General features: G+C 54.5%; 14 protein-coding genes and 2 pseudogenes. 11 read left to right on the forward strand and 5 right to left on the reverse strand.

The annotated features are described in order from the left end of the window. Positions 1-157 precede the first annotated feature (157 nt). Both GTP46_RS29600 and GTP46_RS02290 read left to right on the forward strand, forming a co-directional pair. Complete coding sequence (locus GTP46_RS29600; RefSeq protein WP_229258773.1) at positions 158-1,645, forward strand: hypothetical protein; 1,488 nt, start codon at positions 158-160, stop codon at positions 1,643-1,645. Positions 1,646-2,109: 464 nt separating this feature from the next. Next, positions 2,110-2,604 (forward strand): SbtR family transcriptional regulator, encoded by a 495-nt coding sequence (locus tag GTP46_RS02290; protein ID WP_371869555.1) that lies wholly within the window; start codon positions 2,110-2,112, stop codon positions 2,602-2,604. On the opposite strand, the gene GTP46_RS02295 is transcribed toward GTP46_RS02290, so the two are convergent. The 3 genes from GTP46_RS02295 to GTP46_RS02305 form a co-directional block, all read right to left on the reverse strand. After that, positions 2,601-3,449 (reverse strand): nucleotidyl transferase AbiEii/AbiGii toxin family protein, encoded by an 849-nt coding sequence (locus GTP46_RS02295; RefSeq protein WP_161005015.1) that lies wholly within the window; start codon positions 3,447-3,449, stop codon positions 2,601-2,603. The two genes, GTP46_RS02290 and GTP46_RS02295, sit on opposite strands and share 4 nt — an antisense overlap. Beyond that, complete coding sequence (locus GTP46_RS02300) at positions 3,424-4,485, reverse strand: type IV toxin-antitoxin system AbiEi family antitoxin (protein ID WP_161005016.1); 1,062 nt, start codon at positions 4,483-4,485, stop codon at positions 3,424-3,426. Before GTP46_RS02300 ends, GTP46_RS02295 begins: the two co-directional genes overlap by 26 nt. Before the next feature lie 436 nt (positions 4,486-4,921). Then, a complete protein-coding gene (locus tag GTP46_RS02305) occupies positions 4,922-11,551 on the reverse strand; it encodes a hypothetical protein (protein WP_229258774.1) in 6,630 nt (2,209 codons plus the stop codon). Positions 11,552-12,022: 471 nt separating this feature from the next. Here GTP46_RS02305 and GTP46_RS29360 point away from each other — a divergent pair. Then, positions 12,023-12,179, forward strand: a pseudogene (locus tag GTP46_RS29360) (bifunctional UDP-4-keto-pentose/UDP-xylose synthase); the annotation flags it as partial. Positions 12,180-12,307: 128 nt separating this feature from the next. Here GTP46_RS29360 and GTP46_RS02310 read toward each other — a convergent pair. After that, a pseudogene (locus tag GTP46_RS02310) lies at positions 12,308-12,544 on the reverse strand (magnesium chelatase domain-containing protein); the annotation flags it as partial. A gap of 93 nt (positions 12,545-12,637) precedes the next feature. Beyond that, entirely contained in the window at positions 12,638-12,874 is a 237-nt protein-coding gene (locus GTP46_RS02315; RefSeq protein WP_161005017.1) for an accessory factor UbiK family protein, read from the reverse strand. Positions 12,875-13,152: 278 nt separating this feature from the next. Between GTP46_RS02315 and GTP46_RS02320 the strand changes: the two genes are divergently transcribed. The 8 genes from GTP46_RS02320 (at position 13,153) to ptsP (ending at position 20,778) form a co-directional block, all read left to right on the forward strand. Beyond that, positions 13,153-13,899, forward strand: a complete 747-nt coding sequence (locus GTP46_RS02320) for a TorF family putative porin (RefSeq protein ID WP_202414107.1) — start codon at positions 13,153-13,155, stop codon at positions 13,897-13,899. Between the two features lie 12 nt (positions 13,900-13,911). Then, a complete protein-coding gene (locus tag GTP46_RS02325) occupies positions 13,912-14,250 on the forward strand; it encodes a P-II family nitrogen regulator (RefSeq protein WP_161005018.1) in 339 nt (112 codons plus the stop codon). Between the two features lie 14 nt (positions 14,251-14,264). Beyond that, positions 14,265-15,824, forward strand: coding sequence for an ammonium transporter (locus GTP46_RS02330; RefSeq protein ID WP_161005019.1), 1,560 nt, complete (start codon positions 14,265-14,267; stop codon positions 15,822-15,824). A 125-nt stretch (positions 15,825-15,949) separates the two neighbouring features. Further along, the gene (gene gshA / locus GTP46_RS02335; RefSeq protein WP_161005020.1) at positions 15,950-17,251 is read left to right on the forward strand and encodes a glutamate--cysteine ligase; all 1,302 of its coding nucleotides are present in this window, start codon (positions 15,950-15,952) and stop codon (positions 17,249-17,251) included. 29 nt (positions 17,252-17,280) lie between these two features. Beyond that, a complete protein-coding gene (gene gshB, locus GTP46_RS02340; protein WP_161005021.1) occupies positions 17,281-18,231 on the forward strand; it encodes a glutathione synthase in 951 nt (316 codons plus the stop codon). Positions 18,232-18,268: 37 nt separating this feature from the next. Continuing rightward, entirely contained in the window at positions 18,269-18,670 is a 402-nt protein-coding gene (locus GTP46_RS02345; RefSeq protein ID WP_161005022.1) for a PTS sugar transporter subunit IIA, read from the forward strand. Between the two features lie 48 nt (positions 18,671-18,718). Continuing rightward, the gene (locus GTP46_RS02350) at positions 18,719-18,988 is read left to right on the forward strand and encodes an HPr family phosphocarrier protein (protein WP_154360511.1); all 270 of its coding nucleotides are present in this window, start codon (positions 18,719-18,721) and stop codon (positions 18,986-18,988) included. A gap of 44 nt (positions 18,989-19,032) precedes the next feature. After that, positions 19,033-20,778 carry a phosphoenolpyruvate--protein phosphotransferase gene (ptsP, locus tag GTP46_RS02355; RefSeq protein WP_161005428.1) on the forward strand — a complete coding sequence of 582 codons (1,746 nt, stop codon included), beginning with the start codon at positions 19,033-19,035 and terminating at the stop codon, positions 20,776-20,778. The last annotated feature ends 58 nt before the right edge of the window (positions 20,779-20,836 follow it).

Here is a 20,836-nt window from a genome sequence, read left to right on the forward strand (position 1 = left end):
CGAGTAGAGCCACGTTGATCACTCCGATCTCCTGCCGATAAGACAGGTGGAATTGTGCTACTAACGTGGGTCAGATTCAGTTGCAAATTCGTGGGGAAAGTGGGTCAATTTTCAGTGCAACTTAACACTGTACGAGCAGCGCGATCTGTTAGGGTTCATGCTGCTGGATCTCGATGCACTGCGGTGCTTGGCAAAAAGCCTTCCGGCTCCACCGGATAAGGCGCAGACCCCTTATGTCCCTCCTCGCATCTGGACTTACCAAATTCGCCGGTTGCGAGAGATGCTGGACGAATTCTGTCTGAATGCTGATCAGATCCGGGCTTGTTATCAGAAAACCTTGGACGCTTACGCAAGGGATTACGGGTCCCTCACTGCGGCGAAGAATAAAAGCGGAATTTACCGTCGGTCTTGCGGAAGCAGAGGGGCGTTTGGCCAAATTGCCAAGGAGTGTGGGATAGATCAGCTACTCTTCCGCTGGTACTCGTTTAAAAAAAAGGGGGGCAAGAACTTGCCCATTTATGCGTTTAGCAATTATCTAACCGCAGTGAGCAGGGCCGGACTCGCCTATGTGCTCAACTTCTCCTTAATGCGTGTCCAAGAGGCATGGTCTCTGCCGTTGGATTGTCTCCGCTTCGAAGATGATGAGAGACTAGGTGAGGTTGCTATGCTCTGCGGCGAAACAACTAAAACAGTCCATGATGACGATGCGCGGTGGGTCACCTCGCCGTCGGTAGAGGTCGCGGTAAGGGCGCTACAAATCATCGCCAGCTTGCGTCAGAAATTGCGCGAAGCATGCGGCGAGAGGCCTCAGGATAGCAGTCCCAGGCTTATCCAGACTGTCTGCGAGCCTTGGACTCATCGAAGCGTGAACGGGGAGCGTGTTGAAAAGGTGAATTATCCATCCTATACTGATCTCCTCGACTGTTGCCCCAAACTGTTTGACCCCTCGGAGTTGCGTGTGACCCAGGAAGATTGGAACTTGGCAAAGCTTATAACGCCGACGCTCGATGAGGAGCGGTTTGGAGTTGGAAAAATGTGGAATTTTTCATGGCATCAGTTGCGACGAACCGGTGCCGTGAATATGCAGGCATCAGGTCTTGTTTCCAACTTTTCGATTCAATACCAACTAAAGCACAGCATCCTATCTAGTAGCCTCTACTACGGGCAAGGATATTCGCGCTTGTCGATAAATAGAGAAGCACGCGCGGAATATATTCGGACTATGTATGAGCTGATGGGGATGGAACTGGCTCAACTTTTCTCTGACCGTTTTGTAAGTCCTTATGGGGCGGCACGGAAACAAATCATTTTGCAGCTAGTTACGCAAAGCGACGATAAAAAGCTGTTAGCTGCATCAAAGGCCGGCCGGGTTGCGTGGCGCAAAACCTTACTCGGCGGCTGTACCAAAACCGGATCTTGCGAATATGGGGGGATCGATAATATCGTGCGGTGTGGCGGCGGTGATAACAAGGGCCCATGCGCAGACGCACTGTTTGATCGCGAGCGGCTTCAACGTATTCAACGTCTACTCCAAACGATTGACGAACGGCTCGAACATGCCGAAGTTGGTTCGCCCTACCAACAGTCGTTGGAAGCCCAGCGGCGCTCGTTAGAGAACGCGCTCAATGTCCTTAGAACCCAATAACGATGCATCCCACAGCCGAGCAGAAAAAGCTTTTCGGGACGCTTTTTCTAGGCTAAAGGAAGGAAAACCGATTCGGTTAGCGCAAGGCGCGCGGGTCTCACAGAATAACGTCGCAAAAGAAGCTGGCTGTGATCCGTCGGCGCTCAAAAAGGCTCGATATCCTCTTCTAGTCAGAGAAATTCAGTCATGGCTTCGTGATTCATCGCTTCCTCGCGAGACGTCAAGCCGCCAGAAAATGATTGGCCAGCGAAACAAGAATCAGCATTTGCAGGACCGTGTAGCTGCGCTCATCTTAGAACGCGATAAATGTGCGTCTCTGTTGGTGGAGGCGGATGCGACGATTTTGGAACTCGTACGGAGAGTAGCTCTGTTGGAGTCGATGATTCCGTCAAATGTCATCGAACTTACCGCTGAAAATGGCACCCATAAGCCAATAGGAATAAAAGGCCTATCTCGTGATGCAAATGACCGAGGAAAAGGAGGCGGGTGAGGGTGCTAGCTTAGGAGTTAGCCACATCAATATTTATCGGGGCCTGGCGGCGTCGATCGGCATGGTGCTGCAAAGTGTTACGCCTGGCTGCGGAGCGGTGGGCGATATCGGTTTGACGTTGCTGCGCCAAGCCCAGACGAGCGGCGCGGTGCGCACCGACGTCTCGTTTAACGACCTGATCTATGTGATCACGGCGGTTTCACTAGCCGTCGAACAGGAAGGCGCCTCGCCGCAACGCGTGCGTTCACTGCGTCCGCAGGCCTGGGTGATACCGAGCTGGCATATCTCACATCCGGACATGTTGCAACTGAAACGCATGCTGAGCCAGCGTCTGTATCCCGGTCCGCGCGAGGTGTATGCGACATCGCTGATGGCGGCCAAACGCTTGGCCAATCGCCGCCTGACCAGCCAGTTACGCAGCCGCGACGGTCATGTGGTGGTGCGCGTGGCGCCAGACGGAGCCAGCTAAGCGAGTGCTCGCTGTAGCAGTTGCAATCGCAACGTCACTCGTTCCTCAATGTTCTCGATATGCCGCAGAGGTTTCATCATTTCTAAGGTAAGCCTTTCGAAGTCATTGTCGATGATTTTTTTTAACACATCGAGTGTCGATGCACTTGCCAAGTGCCGGATATCCTGGCCTAGCAAATAGGCACCTGCATTATCGGGGTCATGGCCGCCCGCCTCGATAACTTGGTCGTCATTGTAGATCCGGTCTAAATTTCCAGCTGCAGCATAGGTATCTATAAGGAAGATGAGGTCTAGCGCGTCTTTGGGATTTTCTCTTCCACGATCTGACCAAGCGACTATCTTGAGGATCGCCAGTCCTGCTATCGAAACGATTTTTTGGATAAAGCCAGGAGCGACTTCCACTGATTCCGCAGCGGCAAGTACATCGTCGTAGCCGGCAATGTTCATGACCGTCTTCAAGTCAGGCGGCCAAGCTACTTCGTTGGTGCCTTTCGATATCTCGCCAAATGGGACTAAGTCGATTGGGTAGTCGTACATGCCATCGGCACCCTTGTAATACAGACGCTGCCTTGCTCTACCTCCATCTTTGAATGTACCTTGAGCTACGAGTCTTGCGCGCAGTGCTTCAAATTGATCCCAGTCCTTTACTGCAACTGCAAAGTCAACATCGTGTGTTGCGCGTCGGACCTCCATTCCGAACACATGCGTAAGCAATACATCACGCGCGGTTGCACCTACGAGCATATGGGCGATCCCTTCTGCTTCGGCTGCAACTGCGACCGTTCGTAGTATCTCCACCGTGATCGGATCGATAGGACGGTCAGTTCTGATTGAACGTGTGCTCAATGAATTTCTCCTTAATAATTATGGCAGTTTCTTTTGCTCTAGGATCCATTAGCGATAGAAGATCGGAGTATACGAGCACTGGAGGGGCGATGCCGGGTTCAGTTTCAAGATCCGAGAACCAGAATTTTTCGACGATTTCTATCTCCCCCAATGGATCAGGCCTTAAGCGAAAACTCTTCACGAGTGCATTGACTGCAGAGCGCATATTCTCTTCTTCAACATATATCGTTTGACTTGATGGGTTCAGGTGTTTGAACATCTTTGCCGCAGCCACCTCTGATCCCCATGACGCGTCAAAATCCGTGATGTTCACTTTTTTCCACCAGTGGGGATCGGGAGAACTGAAGCGATTGCTGTCGAGCTTGGCCCGAAGGGTAGTGGGGAAATTGGTCGCCCATTCTTCCAAGAGGCGTTTTGGCTCCAGCAATCTTCGACCATTTTTAGCTCCGAGAATTAGATAGCCTCGCTGCTCCAAATCCGCGAAAACATTGTGTGCAGTACCCAACGAAACTCGTGAGATCAGCGCTATTTCCTTGAACGTCGAGTTAATTAACTTTGGCTTCGATAGTAGGGTGAAAACTACGCGCAGTGCTGCCGCGTTTGTTAGGCCTCTGGCAGTCTTGGATGAAGGATGCCTGCGTTCGTTTTTCTCACCTGTTGAAAAAACGAACATGCCCGGCGCCCGTAGGTAGGCGTTCCCGTGCCCGTCAACAAATTGGAGCCCAATGGTGCGGCAGTGTGACGCAAGCTCCTTACTGACGTATTCAGTTACTAGCATGGCTAGGGAGCCGATGTGCCTGAGCCGAAGGCTAACTTGATCAAGTTGTGCTTTCCGATCAATGAAAGATTTGCACTCCACAAAGTAACGATGAAATCGCTTATCCACTACAAGATCTACCACGGCATCCGCTGTATAGTCATCAGCAACTTTTGACTCAGTCTCGACCACATTGCCTCGGATGTGGGTTGTATCCCAGAGGGCTTCGAGCGCGTTAGATAGCAAGGTCTGCTCTGACGCATATGCGAACTGACTCATTCAATTTTCTCCCATTTTCACGATCCGTGAATGTGCCAATTTTATGAAAACCACAGAGTTTTTTCAATAAATTGAAGTTTTCACGAAACGTGAAAGATACAGGAAATTGAAATTTATTGTCTATGTTTTTCAAAAATTGACTGAGTACTTGTAGGTGCGATCACTGCTCTGGTCAGAAGAGTGTTCGTTCGCTGGCTGGATTGAACCTCTCAGTTTGCCCCCGCCTTCCTAGTTCTTGCGAACGCCGCGACCGTGCCCTAAAGATGCTTCGAATTCCGATTTCTGCAAGTCCTCATGGATCTGTTGCAGCGCACACTGCTGCTTAAGTGTCGTGTTTGCTAGCATATCGAAATGTTGAGCGTCAGCGAGTAGACGGCGTCTGCTGTGGTAAAGAAAAGACGGCAGCGAAATACCTGCAGGCCAGCGAACCATTGATCTACTCACCACTTCCATACAGTTTATTCAACATCTGAATTTGCACCGCTGTGAATTGCCTTTCACTACGCTTTAACTCCCACTCGTCCGGCAGTCCAGCAATAGCGCGAAATCTTGGATAGAAGTCGCGCTGGCGATCTGTGCTGAGTACGGCAATTGCTTTTTTTGCGTCTGCGCTAATCCCGCGCGGCACCCAGATTTCGCCGTTCTCTTTTACGACAATAATCAACGAACGATAGCTAAAGGATCCGCTATCTCCACTGTGTCCGTCTGACTTAGCACTGTAATATTTCCGAATCAGGATCGATAGGACAAGCGTACGCCTGCATGATTGTAGTAAAGTCAGCAAAGCATCCTTGGTGACAAATAAGCGAGAACCCGTTTTGCTCCATGCATACTCGCCACGACCTCCCTCAGCGCCCCAAGCCTGCGCAAAGTAAGCGGGACTGTCTTCGATTCGCCATGATCTCACTACAGGGTCACGCTGAATTAAACCTAGTTTCTTTTGTGTCCACCGAGCCGGAAATGGTCGGTCCAGTGCACTACTGGCACCGTAACTATCATGCTGATCAAGGTTGTACTCTGCATTCTCCATCCCTTCAAGCCAAGGTCGCACAGTGTGCCCTTGGCGTCCGAAGTGGCGAGCGATCTCTGATTTATCATGAGGCAACCAGCGAAATGTCTGATCTGCAGATAGCCAAGCCATGGCTGTCGCCTTAGCGTCATGATCGTTGGCGATCACGCTTTGGACCGTCAACGTTAGGCCTGATCCAGGCGAACAACGTCCTGAGACTAAAAGGTTTTCGCCAATGGCAATACCATCCGACACGCCTAGCAGAGGCAATAGAAGCCGTCGATCTTCCCGCAGAGTGCTGGCTTGGCCAGGCTCCGGCATAGGCAACTCAGCGACATCCGCGATATCTATTGGGAACAGATCTGTCAGATCTGAAATCCACTCCCCATCGTCACGTGACAATGTATAGGACCCCAGAAAATGTGCCCAGACCTCTTTATCCCACGGATCATCAACGATAGCGCGAGTTGCAAGCAACTCTCCAGCGACAAGCATCAAGGCATGCCATCCGAGATAACCGCCGTAGCGATCGCGTGCCGGCACAGACGATGATGAACCGCTCTCATAATCGTCATTGCCAGACCGCGGGCACTCATACATACTGCCGATTTTGTTATCCCAACGTTTTACCCAAACATTAATTCGGTCGCTAACTTCCCAGCCTGGGCAGGAAAACACTCTACATAGCCGTGCGACTTGGTATTTATTGAAATCGTATTCCAAACGAAACGCACTATCCTCTTCCGGCCGAGAATCGGGTCTGGCGCGATAACAGAGCTCTCCAAGTTCCGTCCGAGTGATTGGAGAGAACGGCGATCGATTTGCGACCGATAATTTTGATCGGAGCAACACACGCTCATCATCCCCTATCAACGGCTCTAACTTTCGAAGGACGTCCATTGCAAAAGCACGTGCAACAACGTGCGGGAAAGTCGTTGAAAATGCAATCTCCTCAAATATAGGGCGGTGCTTAACAAAGCCTTGAGCGGAATCTTTGGCAATACGAGCACAAGAAATCAGTAGCCAAAGTTGGGCATGCATCGCATAAAATGGAAGCTTGGCATCGGCGCATGGAAGACCTGAATCGAATTTAAAGCGCGTCAAAAGTGCATCGACAACATCAAAGCGCTCTATTGCCACTAAGCGGCGAACTGCATGTGCAGCTCGCCAACGCATTGACGCGACAGGGTGTCCCAGTCTTGCCCACAACAAGGACGCAAGAAACGTCGCCTCATCCGCAGCCACTTGGAAACCCACTCGCCAAGGTCCATCACCAACTTCGTTTGGAAGCTTTTCTCCGGTATTAGTTAAAAAGCGCTCCAGTCCTGTCGCAAAAGCCTGTGGACTTACTTCAGATGCAAGCTTCGACGCGAGTAGTAGCCAACTATCGCCGCTAAGGTTTTCCGCCGAATCACGCAATGCCATCACCGCCTGCTGGACAAGTGACTTCGGACTGGAGTGAAAATATTGCTCTATCCCAGTCCAGCCAATTGACGCCTCATAATCAGAGCCAGCGAGTTCAGCCGCATGCTTCTTGGCTAAACGAAGCCCAAGCGTTGGCAACTCATCGCGCATTGCTCGTGAAGATCTCTCCCACTCAGGAAGATAGTCGTCTAATGCTCGGATTTTATCGGCAAGTGTAGCCGCACTAATTTCGACAACTGCACGCACGTAGCGGAGACGATCAGATGGAGTGCTGATCTGATTGGCCATCCTCGACAATATTTGTGCAGGCCATGGACGTTCTTTATCGCCCTCTCCTCTGCTAAGGATTTGTCGGTCGATTTCATCCGGATCACTGAAATCCACTGGATAAAGCGTTGACGCCTGCTGTGTATCCACAGGGAGGGCTGTAGTACTTAATTCCGAATCGGATTGGAGCCGTCTTTGCAGCGCTTTAATCCGCGACAGCGATGTGGAGTCAGGTGCAAGATTTTCTACGGCAAGCTTTGCCAAACCATCGATCGTATTTTTCGATGGAGACAATTGATCCTGTCGGTCAATTTCGATCAGCAACAGTTTGAAGAACCACTCTTTTCGTATAGGATTTAAACGCCCCACAATCTCCGATGCGAAATCCGAGAGGCTCCAAGTCCAAGTCTCAACCGGCGAGGCTAATCCAAGTAATGCAGCGGCAGTCTCAGCTGACAATTTGGAATTGCGAACGAGAACTGTAAGAGCAGGTCCCAGCGATAATCCAAAGCGCGCAGCACCCCGATCATCTTGCCGCGCAAGTTTCGCTAGTGTTGCCAGACCTGACGTAGGTACCATTGCTTGAGCGTATTCGATCCAAGGGAATTTGCCATCTTCATGTTGATTCAGTTCCAGAATCCGTGCAAGTGTATGCGATGCCTCGGCTGGAAGCTCAGGGCCGCAATAGCGGCCGGCGATCGCTAACAAATGATTGGTACGATGGAAGTCGTCGGAGCCAATAGCGCCGGCAAGATCAAGTCCTTGCTTAAAATAAGCTGCGGCCTCCTCAACGCCAACACGCCAGACAGCACGGGCAAGATCACCGTATGAATTAACCCTGGAGCTGACATCAGTATCGTGCTGTATTTGAGCATCTGCATGTGCCGCAAGATCCAGTGCTGCATCAAGACATTTGGGATCGCGCGAAAGCCTTGTGATCAAATAGATTAGCTCAGGAGTGTAAATCCCAGGTACGCTGATAATCCAATCAACTAAACTCTTCGTGACTATCTCATCGAGCGCTCCTAAGGCATCGGCGATATCGAAAATTATGCGCAAACCAGTTCTAGCAGCGTATGCCTTCCCATCCCGATACGGATAATTTGAGGCTTTATCAACGTCACGCCTGAGTTGATTAATTGCTTCAGTCAACATTTCGCAGCGCTTTTTTCCTAATGGAGGTCGAATGATAAATGCAACATGCTGTGCATAAATCAATAGAGGAAAAATGCGGCTGTCGAATGCCCGAGAATAGCTCGACCTTGTCTCCTCATTCAGGGCCTTTCGTTTGCGCCGTAAGCGCTTGCCGTCATAAGTCCGAGCCGTAAGTTTCTCCTTAAGCGCTGCGATGCACGCGCTGTTTCCACGAGACCTAGCACTCGGCGGCACCAGCTCGACCAACTCATTGGGCAAAAAGTCGATCAATGCCGCCTGCCGTCCAGACAGTGCAGCACTGATGCCGGCAGCTAGAACCGATACATGAATTGCGCTATCCAATGGATACGCAGTGGAATAATCGTAGACGGATTCTAATTTGAGAACAGTCCCAGAAAGTATGCTTCGCGCCTCAACATCCATGCCAAGTCCCGCCGCACGAGCAGCAGCGAAAATGCACGCGGCGCTAAGTCCAGCACTTTTCTCCATAGCAGAAGGAGCTTTTGCGAGCACCTTGAGTATTTTTTTTGTGTGAGGGTCGGTTTGGTTTGTGAAGTAGAGTGCCGCTGCGTATAGCGATCTGACAGACAAACGGCACCGCGACAAACGAGCTTCCATTTGCATAACAGGAGGATGCGGAGAATGACGATGCCGATCCAACAGATCAAACAGATCCCGAAACTTTAAAAAGCTTGCTCCCTCTCCTCGTGAGCTAAAGAATTTGGCCACTTTAAAGTCGCTACCTGTTAGCATCGCGACATATGCAAATCCAACATCATCAAAATAATTCGATACGTTGCTTTGTCTTTCGCCAATGTTACGCTTCTTTTGCACCGACCAATTGAACCAATCAATTGATCGACGAGCATGGCGATGAGCTTCCTCATAGTTGCCCATAAATGACGTCGCGATCGCTAGTGCGGCATGCTTGCCGCCAGGCCATCCAGTCTTGGTCATAGACAAGCGCCGCAGCGCATCGGGATCATCGGATATCGCAGCTAGATCAGGGTACTCATATAGCAGTCGATCAGATCGCTCATGTCCAGCTGCCACCAAAGATGCTTCCATGAACAGGCGCCACAGATCGTCGAACTTTTCTCTTTCAGCAGTTAACACGATTGCCGCAGTAATACGCGACAACCGAATCTCTCGTATGCTCACAAGTGAAACTCCACTTGGTACGCGCAGGTCGTAGGCCAGTTCGATCAACTGGTCAGCGTAGCGTAGTGAAGTGAGTAAACCCGGCAACGCGCGCGCTGCATAGGTTGATTCAACTTGTCGCTCCTGAAGAATCTTTACTATCTGATCTCGTGCGGCTTGATCGTTACCATAATTCTTTCGAATTAATGTCTCCGTCGGTTCATCCCGAAACATTAGTCCATGTGGAGTTCGTTCGATTAGCGGATAAAGATCAGCTACAAAACTTTCCACCTGCTCCGCAATCATCTCGTGTGCGGCTGCCAGCTCTTCTATTGGCACAGGCGGCGACAGCAGAGCCACTCCTGCCAGCAGCAGATCGATATCCCGGTCACTTGCACCGCGAATACGGGCCGCTTCACGTGCATCGGCCAGACGCTTCCGCAGCAAAGTATCAAGCAACTCATTGGGTTCACCAAGGGCATCAGGAGAGGCCCATAGATCAAAGGGCCGCCCTGTTGTGATCAAGCTGTCGAGACAACGAGGATTCCGACCTGATCGCATGGACAGAGACGCAACCTCAACAGAGGATGCATCCGGAATACGTTTGGCGACGAGAGTACGTATTTCCACCTCTGTGAACAGTGGGATAGAAAAAGGCCGATATAACATGCCCCCAACCGCAAGCTCCAAACGCTCTGTTCTACACGATACGATGACACGCACCCCCTCAATTGGATCGGCGGTCAGACTACGCAAAAGTAGATGGGCGAAGGAACTTGTGGCCGTCTCGATCGCCGCAATCGCAGCGTGATCGATAGCGTCCAAGATTAAAGACACTGATGCGCCGGCACGAACCGAACGCGCTGTCCCAACAGCTTGGATAATTCGTCGACGGAACGCCCTAACCAAACCGGTTATATCAGACAATGGCAGCAAAATATCGCACAACCCATCGCCAGCAAGTAGGTTCGCCAAATGCACCAGTGTTCGCTCTGGCAAATGTCGTCCGTCGGCAGGATCTCGCCAGCGACCGGCACCAAATCCATCAAATAAAACAACCGGACCATCATTGCTCAAACGCTCAGCGAGCCCCTGCATAAGAACCGTCTTTCCCATTCCTCCAGCTGCATGAACTACAACCGGTGCCCCGACAGTTCGAGCACAAGCTACAAGGTCGTCGAGCACAGCGCGTTGGACGACCACATCAACATAGGGGAACGCATCGGGAGTTGGATAAAGTCGATCCTCATGATCTACGCCGAGTTCGGCCAAAACGGAGATACGATCAATTCGCTTATCCGTTTCGCTCCCGGGCCCCGCTTTATCCCTTACAAGGCTTCGTAACTTGAGCAAGCGCTTTTCCGCATCCGGGTCGCTCGGCTCACTCCAGGATGCCAGCATAGTCGCAACGGAATGCTCTGCCTGCTTCAGAGTGCCTTTCCCTCCGACCAAATCAACTCGTCGCAATAGCTCGGCAATTGGGAAGGAATAGGCAGCCAATGCCAGTCGAATACGGTCAGCTTGGCTTTTCAGGTCTCCAGACATCTCGCCGCCACTTATCAACATGGACAATGCCCGATCCAGATTCTCATGAACTGGTCGGTTGGTGGCGAACTCGTATTTGACAACGGAAAGGACATGCTCATCGCCATGCTGCGTCCGTAATTGAGCATCGGTGATGGCAAATTTTCTAAGTGTTTGTTCAAAATCAACGGCGCGTACTGGCGAATCTGCTTTAGCGATAGAGTATTTGAACTGAACCACTACAACTTGACGAGCGTGAGCAATATCAGTGGCACCGTAGTAGCGAACAAGATCAGCAATTTCCACGGCGTCGTCGCCCAACGTCTTCTCGTCCTCTATATCTAAGCCTTCCAGCGTAATGGCGGTCAAGCTCGTCAATGGCGGAAGAAGTTCCAGTGCAGTTCGCGCTGCCCAAGCCTCGTGAAAAGCATGACCTGCTTTCGAGGCACGCAATTTATCAATTCTGATTGTCTGGCGTGTTTCCTCTTGACCCTTGTCATTGATCATATTTGGCTTTAGTCCCGTATCACTTTCGAAGCCGAGCATCTGAACTTAATTAGGCCCAGCCAACAAACTATTGATCGTCTTAAACACCGCTTCGAACCTCTCAAGGGAGGCCTTGACGTCAGGTGTCGCCGTCCAGTACTGAGAGATTTCGCATCAACCATTCGGCAGGCACGTAATGACCAAAATCAGGAACGCTTGTGGTAAGAAGTTTGCCGGCAGCTTCTATCTGCTTGACGCTAGCGTAGCGGGTAGTCGCGAATCTTTCGTAGGTAAAACCATCTGTCGCGCCTTAGCCATGCAGCGCTCGCAAAATGGCGGTCTTCCCAGCCTTGTTTTTCCAACGAGACAGGTTAATTCGCCTACGTCAAATTCGCCGCTGTCATCTATTGAGCGGAAGTCGTGTACATGTGCCCTGATCGACTTCATACATTTCGATAAATAAGAATGGTGTAAAGAATTATAGCTGCATGTATGACAATAAACCCACCTCACCTGTGAAGTTTGCTTGGCCTATCCTTCATTGAGGGCGACATCACCGTCAATGAGGAATGGCCTGAATACCACGTCAAGAAGTGCGACGTCATCTGGCACTGGTGGGCATCGCTACGCCGGCGACCTACGTCAGAGCGCTGCCGCGTGTTTGTTCGAGCTGGACTTCGAAGCCAATCAGTGACCGCTCTGATGAGAATACGCAGTTATATGAGTATTCAGGCGCTTCATGTCTGTTGACGGGCAAGAATGTCCATGATTCGACAAACTAATCATGTGGAATTCAGCATTGGTAACTAACCTGTGCCCGGATTCTTTGGGCAAATCAGCCGGCGCGAGGTTGACGGTAATGCGCTGGGCAGGAAATTCAAAGCCGCCATTCTGGATAGCGGCGCGGACGCGGTCCTTGGCTTCTTTGACTTCGGTATCGGCCAGCCCGACGATGGTGAAGGCAGGCAAGCCATTCGCCAGATGCACTTCAACGCTGACTTCCTGCGCCTCCATGCCAGCCAGGGCGCGGCTTTTGAGTACGGCGAGGCTCATGACGGGGCGGATGAACTAGAGGGACCAACCGCCAGCGTAAACCAGGTCCGCCGCGCCGCTTTGCGGCAGGACAAACGTCCTGCACTTGATTGATTACTTAATCTTGCTTTCCAGCTCAGCCAGGCGGGTTTCCAGCGCTTCCAGCTTGGCGCGGGTTTTTGCCAACACTTGCGTTTGGATATCGAATTCCTCGCGCGTCACCAGGTCCAGCTTGGCGAAGCCCTGCGTCATCATGGACTTGACGTTCTTTTCAATGTCCTTTGCTGGTGAGTTTTCGATGGCTTGGCTGACTTTGTTCTGCAAGTCATTAAAAAAAGTGTTCATATCCATAATATTCCTTGATCTGGTTAAGTCCTCATTGCACCATAAAGGTGCGAGTCGGCGTTAATGTGGTGCGAAACCGCCGAAATCCCTCATTGCGCTCGTGGCAATTCTCACTTTGGACAGGGCAGGCCCGTTGTCATCGATGATACGGCAGCTGTTTGCTGGACAACATTAGCTGGCACACATTCTGCTAAAGAAGCTGATGAATGCTTTTCATTGCTTCGCTTAACAAGGATTTTAAACCGCATCTGCTAATCAAGTTCAACTCACTAGGAAAAACAATTATGAAAATGGCCAAGAACTATACCCTGATCGCAGCGTTGACCTTAGCATTCGCGTCCTTGGCGCACGCAGAAGAGGCGGCACCCGCCCCTGAAGCGAAACCCGACAACGAAGTCAGCTTTAATGCTGCCGTTGCCAGCGACTACCGTTACCGCGGCGTATCGCAAACCCGCCTGAAACCAGCCCTGCAAGGCGGCGCTGATTACGTGAATAACCCAACCGGCTTCTACGCCGGCACCTGGCTGTCGACCATCAAGTGGGTCAAGGACGGCGGCGGCGACGGCAGCGTCGAATGGGATCTGTACGCTGGTAAACGCGGCAACATCACCGACACCATTAGCTACGACGTCGGTGGCCTGTACTACTACTACCCGTCGAACAAGCTGAGCCCAAGCGCCAACACTTTCGAACTGTATGGCCAGATTTCGGCCGGTCCGTTCTCGCTGAAATATTCGCAATCGACCACCAACCTGTTCGGCTTTGCCGACAGTAAGAACTCCGGCTATGTGGACGGCCAGCTGAACCAGGAAGTGTATGACGGCTATACCCTGAACCTGCACGTCGGCCGCCAGAACGTGAAGAACAACGGCGCTGCCAGCTACACCGATTACAAGGTTGGCGTCACCAAAGATTTCGGCGTAGTGACTGTGGCATTGGCGGCGGTCTATGCCGACACTGAAGCCTACGTCGGAAACGGGAAGAACCTGGGTAAAACCGGTGCTGTCCTGCTCATCTCCAAAACCTTCTAAGCGAGGCACCGTATGAAAATGATTACCGCCATTATCAAGCCGTTCAAGCTTGACGAGGTGCGCGAAGCCCTGTCGGCGATTAACGTGCAAGGCATCACCGTGACCGAAGTCAAAGGCTTCGGCCGCCAGAAAGGCCACACCGAACTGTATCGCGGTGCGGAATACGTGGTGGACTTCCTGCCGAAGACCAAGATCGAAGCGGCCGTGGACGATTCCATCGTTGAGCAGGCCATCGAAGCCATCGAAGGCGCGGCCCGCACCGGCAAAATCGGCGACGGCAAAATCTTCGTGTACAACCTGGAACAAGTAACCCGTATTCGTACCGGCGAAACCGGCAACGAAGCTCTCTAAGAGGACGACGAGAAATGAAAAAAACCATAACGAGCTTGCTAGCTGGGGTCTCTATCCTGTTTGCGCTGGCTGCACCCGTGTACGCGCAGGACGCCAAGCCTGCTGCCTCGGCTCCTGTTGCTGCGGCCGCTGCCGCACCTGAAGCGTCGGCCCCGGCTGCCGCTGCCCCTGCTGCTTCGGCTGCCGCTGCGCCGGCCGCTGCTGCACCAGCTGCGCCTGCTGAAGCGGCGCCAGCTGCTCCAGCACCAACGCCAAACAAGGGCGACAACGCCTGGATGATGGTCTCGACCCTGCTGGTGATCCTGATGACTATCCCTGGCCTGGCCCTGTTCTACGGTGGCCTGGTGCGTTCGAAAAACATGCTGTCGATCCTGATGCAAGTGTTCATGGTGTTCGCCCTGATCATTGTGCTCTGGTGCATCTACGGCTACTCGCTGGCCTTCACCGAAGGTAATGCCTTCATCGGTAAATTTGACCGTGCCTTCCTGAACGGCATCTGGGATCCGGCCAAGGGCGCCTTTGCCTACGCCGCTACCTTCAGCAAGGGTGTAGTGATTCCTGAGTTCGTGTACGTAGCGTTCCAGGCGACCTTCGCAGCGATTACCTGCGGCCTGATCATCGGCGCTTTCGCTGAACGCGCCAAGTTCACCGCCGTGCTGGCCTTCATCGTGCTGTGGTTCACGTTCGCCTACCTGCCGATTGCCCACATGGTCTGGTTCTGGACCGGTCCGGACGCGATCAAAGACGCAGCTACCCTGGCCACCGAAACTGCCAAAGGCGGCTTCCTGTTCCAAAAAGGCGCGCTGGACTTCGCCGGCGGCACCGTGGTACACATCAACGCTGCAGTGGCCGGCCTGGTTGGCGCCTTCATGATGGGCAAACGCGTAGGCTACGGCCGCGAGTCGATGGCTCCACACTCGGTCACCATGACCATGATCGGCGCTTCGCTGCTGTGGGTGGGCTGGTTTGGTTTCAACGCCGGTTCGGCGCTGGAAGCTGCTGACACCGCCGCACTGGCCTTCATCAACACCCTGCTGGCAACTGCTGCTGCCACCGTCGCTTGGGTCTTCGCTGAGTGGATCTTCAAAGGCAAACCATCGATGCTGGGCGGCGCTTCGGGCGCAGTGGCTGGTCTGGTAGCCATCACCCCAGCTTGCGGCTTCGTTGGCCCAATGGGCGCACTGATCATCGGCCTGCTGGCTGGCGTGGTCTGCCTGTGGGGTGTGAACGGCCTGAAACGCCTGCTGGGCGCAGATGACTCGCTGGACGTGTTCGGCGTCCACGGCGTCGGCGGTATCCTGGGCGCGATCCTGACCGGTGTGTTCGCTGCACCGTCGCTGGGCGGCCAAGGCATCATGGACTACGTTGCCAACAAAGTTTCGGCTGACTACTCGATCGTTGACCAAGTCATCGTGCAAGCGACCGCAGTTGGCACCACCATCATCTGGTCGGGCATCGTCTCGGTCATCGCTTACAAGCTGGTCGACATCGTCATCGGCCTCCGTGTACCGGAAGAAGAAGAGCGCGAAGGCCTGGACATCACCACCCACGGTGAGTCGGCTTACCATGCTTAATTAGTAACATTGCATCAGCGTTGTATCCAAAAAGCGCCCCACGGGGCGCTTTTTTTATTGCCTGCCTTTAAAATAGGGTTTTCGCCCTCATTTGGCATAGTCCGCACGGTAATAAGGATGTAAACATGGTTCCCCACCTCGTCACGGCCCTGAGTGGACCGCTGCTCGACCTAGAAGAAAAAATCCTCGCCGCCACTCCCGCCATTGAGCGCTGGTTCCGCCTCGAGTGGCAGGAGCACACGCCGCCATTTTATTGCTCTGTGGATATGCGCAATGCGGGTTACAAGCTGGCGCCGGTGGATACCAATCTGTTCCCGGGCGGCTTCAATATGCTGGCCACTGAAATGCTGCCGCTGTCGGTGCAAGCCGCCATGGCCGCCATCGACAAGTATTGCCCGGACGCGCGCAACCTGCTGCTGATCCCGGAAATTACCCAGCGCCACCCGACCTACTGGCAAAACGTGGCCCGCCTGATGCAGATTTTCCGCCAGACCGGCCTGCACGTACGCCTCGGTTCGCTGTCGCCGGAAATCACCCAGCCGACCCCGCTGCCGCTGCCGGACGGGAATATGTTGGTAGTGGAGCCGCTGGTGCGCTCGCCGAATGGCCGCCGCGTTGGCCTCAAGGACTTCGATCCGTGCACCATCCTGCTGAACAACGATCTGTCCGCCGGCATCCCTGAGATCCTGCAAAACATCCACGAGCAAAGCCTGCTGCCGCCGCTGCACGCCGGCTGGGCGCTGCGCCGCAAGAGCAACCACCTGAACGCCTATGACGAGGTGGTCAAGAAGTTCGGCAAGCTGATCGGCGTCGATCCATGGATGCTGAATCCGTTCCACGCCAAGTGTGATGCGGTCAACTTCCGCACCGGCGAAGGCTATGAATGCCTGGCCGCCAACGTTGACGCGCTGCTGGCCAAGATCAAGAAGAAGTACAAGGAATACGGCATCAAGGACCAGAAGCCGTTCGTGATCGTCAAGCCGGACGCCGGCACCTACGGCACCAGCATCCTGACCATCAAGGACTCGGCCGAGATCAAGGACCTGACCCAGGCCCAGCGCGACAAGATGATCGTCATCAAGGATGGCAAGGAAGTGACCGACTTCATCATCCAGGAAGGCGTGCCGACCTTCGAGAGCATCGAGAGCGCCGTGGCTGAGCCGGTGGTGTACATGATCGACCGCTACGTCGTGGGCGGCTTCTACCGCATCCACGCCGAGAAGGGCATCGACCAGAACCTGAACGCGCCGGGCTCGCAGTACGTGCCGCTGGCGTTCGCGCAGCAGCACGCGGTGCCGGATTTGAAGGCCAAGCCGGGTACGGCCGCGCCGAACCGCTTCTACGTCTACGGTGTGGTGGCGCGCTTGGCCTTGCTGGCGGCGTCGCTGGAAATGGAGCGCACTGATCCGAATCCGGAAGTGTACTAAAATCGGTCATTACCTCTACTGGACACGCAATGAAAATAGCCTTCCTCGCCGACCCGCTGTCGACTTTTAAAACCTACAAGGACTCCACCTACGCCATGATGGTGGAAGCCGGCAAGCGCGGCCACACCGTCTACGCTTTCGAGCAGAAGGACATGGCGGTGGAGCAGGGCGTGGTCAGCGCCAAGGTGTCCGAAATCACCCTGACCGGCGATAGCAGCGACTGGTACCGCGCGGCCGAGCCGAAGGAAACCAATCTCGGCGACTTCGACGCCATCATCCAGCGCAAGGATCCGCCGTTCGACATGGAATACGTGTACGGCACCTATCTGCTGGAGCTGGCCGAGAAGCAGGGCGCACAAGTATTCAACAAGCCGTCGGCGATTCGCGACCACAACGAAAAACTGGCCATCGCCCAGTTCAGCCAATTCACCTCGCCGACCCTGGTGACCTCGGACGAGCAGCGCATCCGCGCTTTCCAGAAGCAGCATGGCGACATCATCCTCAAGCCGCTGGACGGCATGGGCGGCGCCGGCATCTTCCGCGTGACGGCGGACGGCATGAACCTCGGTTCCATCATCGAAACGCTGACCCACCTCGGCACGCAAACCATCATGGTCCAGCGCTACATTCCGGACATCGTCAAAGGCGACAAGCGCATCCTGGTCATCGGCGGCAAGCCGGTGCCGTTTGCGCTGGCGCGCATTCCGCAAAACGGCGAAGTGCGTGGCAACCTGGCGGCCGGCGGCATCGGCGTGGCGCAGCCGCTCACCGAGCGCGACTACGAGATCGCCAACACGCTGGGCCCGATACTGGCGGCACGCGGCCTGTTGCTGGTAGGATTAGACGTTATTGGTGATTTCTTAACAGAGGTGAACGTCACCAGCCCGACCTGCTTCCAGGAGATTACCCAGCAAGCTGGCTTCCCGGTGGCGGCGACTTTCATCGATGCGGTCGAGGCGGCGGTAGCCCTGGGCCGTTGACAAGAAATTATTCATTCCTTACTGGCGGTTTAACAATATGGTAGGCATACTACTTATGACACACGCACCACTGGGACAGGCCTTTTTAGCGGCCTGCGCCCACGTGTTTCGTGGTCCGACCGAGCAACTGGAAGCGATCGACGTGATCGCCGACCAGGACCTCGGTGAAGTCCAGGAGCTGGCGGCGGCGGCGATCAAACGTCTCGATCTCGGCGAGGGCGTGCTGGTGATCACCGACGTCAAAGGCGGCACCCCCGCCAACTGCTGTAACCGGCTGGCCGATGCGGGCCGGGTGGAGGTTATCGCGGGCATCAGTCTGCCGATGCTGCTGCGCGCCATCACCTACCGCCGCGACACGCTGGACGTGGTGGTGGAGATGGCTCTGGCGGGCGCGCAAAGTGGAGCAGTGCGCGTCGACAACAGGACACGCGTCGGATAATCCTGACGAATTTTTAGCAATGCGCACTCTGATTGAGATAAAAGAAAAATGATTCAGCAAGAACTCGAAATTATTAACAAGCTTGGTTTGCATGCGCGCGCTTCCGCCAAATTCACCCAACTGGCAGCAAAATACAAAAGCGATGTCTGGCTGACGCGTAACGCGCGCCGGATCAACGCCAAATCCATCATGGGCGTGATGATGCTGGCGGCTGGCAAGGGCGCCAAAGTCCTGCTGGAAGCTGATGGCGACGATGAAGGCGATTGCGTCGCCGCCCTGACCGCCCTGGTCAACGACAAGTTCGGCGAAGGCGAGTAATGCCTGCGGAGCGCAGCCGTCCCCGTTTCCCGGCAGGCCCGCCGGTGGCCTCCTTTACTTTGCATGGTATTCCGGTTTCGCGCGGCATTGCGATCGGCCGCGCCCACCTGCTGGCGCCGGCGGCGCTGGACGTCAAGCACTACCTGGTGGCGGAAGAGCAGGTCGAGGCCGAAGTCTCGCGCCTGCAGCAGGCATTGGCTGCGGTCCACAAGGAACTGCAAACGCTGTGGAATGAACTGCCCAAGGACGCTCCGACGGAGCTGGGTGCGTTCATCGACGTGCATGCGCTGATCCTGTCTGACCCGATGATTTCGGAAGCACCGCTGGACATCATCCGCCAGCGCCACTACAACGCCGAGTGGGCGCTGCTGACGCAGATCGATGAGCTGTCGGCGCAGTTCGATGAAATCGAAGACCTTTACCTGCGCGAGCGCAAGGCCGACATCCAGCAAGTGGCCGAGCGCGTGCTCAAGGTACTGCTGGGTACCGAGCAAATGCTGCCCAAGTCCGATGGCGGCGAGGATGAATTCCAGCCGCAGATGATTGTCGTCGCCCACGATATCTCGCCGGCCGACATGCTGCAATTCCGCGACCGTTCCTTTATCGGTTTTGTGACCGACGTCGGCGGCCAGAACTCGCACACCGCCATCGTCGCGCGTTCGCTGGATATTCCGGCGGCAGTCGGCATGTCCGGCGCCTCTACCCTGATCGACCAGGACGACTGGCTGATTATCGACGGCGAGGCCGGCGTGGTGATCGCCAATCCGAGCGCGCTGGTGCTGGAGCAGTACCGCGAACGCCAGCAGGCCGCCGCGCGCGCCAAGAAGAAGCTGCAGAAGCTGAAGAAAACCCCGGCCATCACCAAGGACGGCACCGAGATCACGCTGCTGGCCAACATCGAGCTGCCGGACGATTGCCCGGCCGCGATGGAGGCGGGCGCCAATGGCGTGGGCCTGTTCCGCTCCGAGTTCCTGTTCATGGGCCGCAACAGCAAGATCCCATCGGAAGACGAACAATTCGAGCAGTACAAAAAAGCCGTAGTGGCGATGAAGGGCCGTCCGGTCACCATCCGCACGCTCGACATCGGCGCCGACAAGCCGCTCGACCAGAGCGAGCAAACGGCGCTCAATCCGGCGCTGGGCCTGCGGGCGATCCGCTACTGCCTGGCCGAGCCACAGATCTTCCTGACGCAGCTGCGCGCCATCCTGCGCGCCTCGGCATTCGGCAAGGTGCGCATCCTGATCCCGATGCTGGCGCATGCGTTTGAGATCGACCAGTCGCTGGCCATGATCGCGCAAGCCAAGGCCGAACTGCGTGAGCAAAATATTAAGTTTGATGACGGCGTCGATGTCGGCGCCATGATCGAAATCCCGGCGGCAGCGCTGGCGCTGCCCATGTTCGTCAAGCGCATGGACTTCCTGTCGATCGGCACCAATGACCTGATTCAGTACACGCTGGCGATCGACCGGGTTGATTATGAGGTCGCACACCTTTACAATCCGCTGCATCCGGCTGTGCTGCAATTGATCTCGATGACGATTGCGGCCGGGCATAAAGCCGGGATCGACGTCGCCGTGTGCGGCGAAATGGCAGGGGATGTCAAATTGACACGCCTCTTGCTGGGTATGGGATTGCGCGAGTTCTCCATGCATCCGGCCCAACTGCTCTCGGTCAAGCAGGAAATCCTGAACAGCGACCTTGCGCGCATCATGCCGCAAACCCGCAAGATCATGCGCTCGATGGAACCCAACGTTATTGCAGACGCGGTCGAACAATTACAGTTGATGTAGTCGGGATGGCTACAAAATGCCCACAGCGTCGTTGCGGCGCCTCGCCGTACTAGCGTAC

Source organism: Duganella flavida, from assembly GCF_009857445.1.
In the GTDB taxonomy this organism is placed as follows: domain Bacteria; phylum Pseudomonadota; class Gammaproteobacteria; order Burkholderiales; family Burkholderiaceae_D; genus Rugamonas; species Rugamonas flavida.

Coding starts and splice junctions, on each gene's coding strand:
- GTP46_RS29600 (WP_229258773.1), top strand. CDS start 158: ATGCTGCTGGATCTCGATGCACTGCGGTGCTTGGCAAAAAGCCTTCCG.
- GTP46_RS02290 (WP_371869555.1), top strand. CDS start 2,110: ATGACCGAGGAAAAGGAGGCGGGTGAGGGTGCTAGCTTAGGAGTTAGC.
- GTP46_RS02300 (WP_161005016.1), bottom strand. CDS start 4,485: ATGAGTCAGTTCGCATATGCGTCAGAGCAGACCTTGCTATCTAACGCG.
- GTP46_RS02305 (WP_229258774.1), bottom strand. CDS start 11,551: ATGCTCGGCTTCGAAAGTGATACGGGACTAAAGCCAAATATGATCAAT.
- GTP46_RS02315 (WP_161005017.1), bottom strand. CDS start 12,874: ATGGATATGAACACTTTTTTTAATGACTTGCAGAACAAAGTCAGCCAA.
- GTP46_RS02320 (WP_202414107.1), top strand. CDS start 13,153: ATGAAAATGGCCAAGAACTATACCCTGATCGCAGCGTTGACCTTAGCA.
- GTP46_RS02325 (WP_161005018.1), top strand. CDS start 13,912: ATGAAAATGATTACCGCCATTATCAAGCCGTTCAAGCTTGACGAGGTG.
- GTP46_RS02330 (WP_161005019.1), top strand. CDS start 14,265: ATGAAAAAAACCATAACGAGCTTGCTAGCTGGGGTCTCTATCCTGTTT.
- gshA (WP_161005020.1), top strand. CDS start 15,950: ATGGTTCCCCACCTCGTCACGGCCCTGAGTGGACCGCTGCTCGACCTA.
- gshB (WP_161005021.1), top strand. CDS start 17,281: ATGAAAATAGCCTTCCTCGCCGACCCGCTGTCGACTTTTAAAACCTAC.
- GTP46_RS02345 (WP_161005022.1), top strand. CDS start 18,269: ATGGTAGGCATACTACTTATGACACACGCACCACTGGGACAGGCCTTT.
- GTP46_RS02350 (WP_154360511.1), top strand. CDS start 18,719: ATGATTCAGCAAGAACTCGAAATTATTAACAAGCTTGGTTTGCATGCG.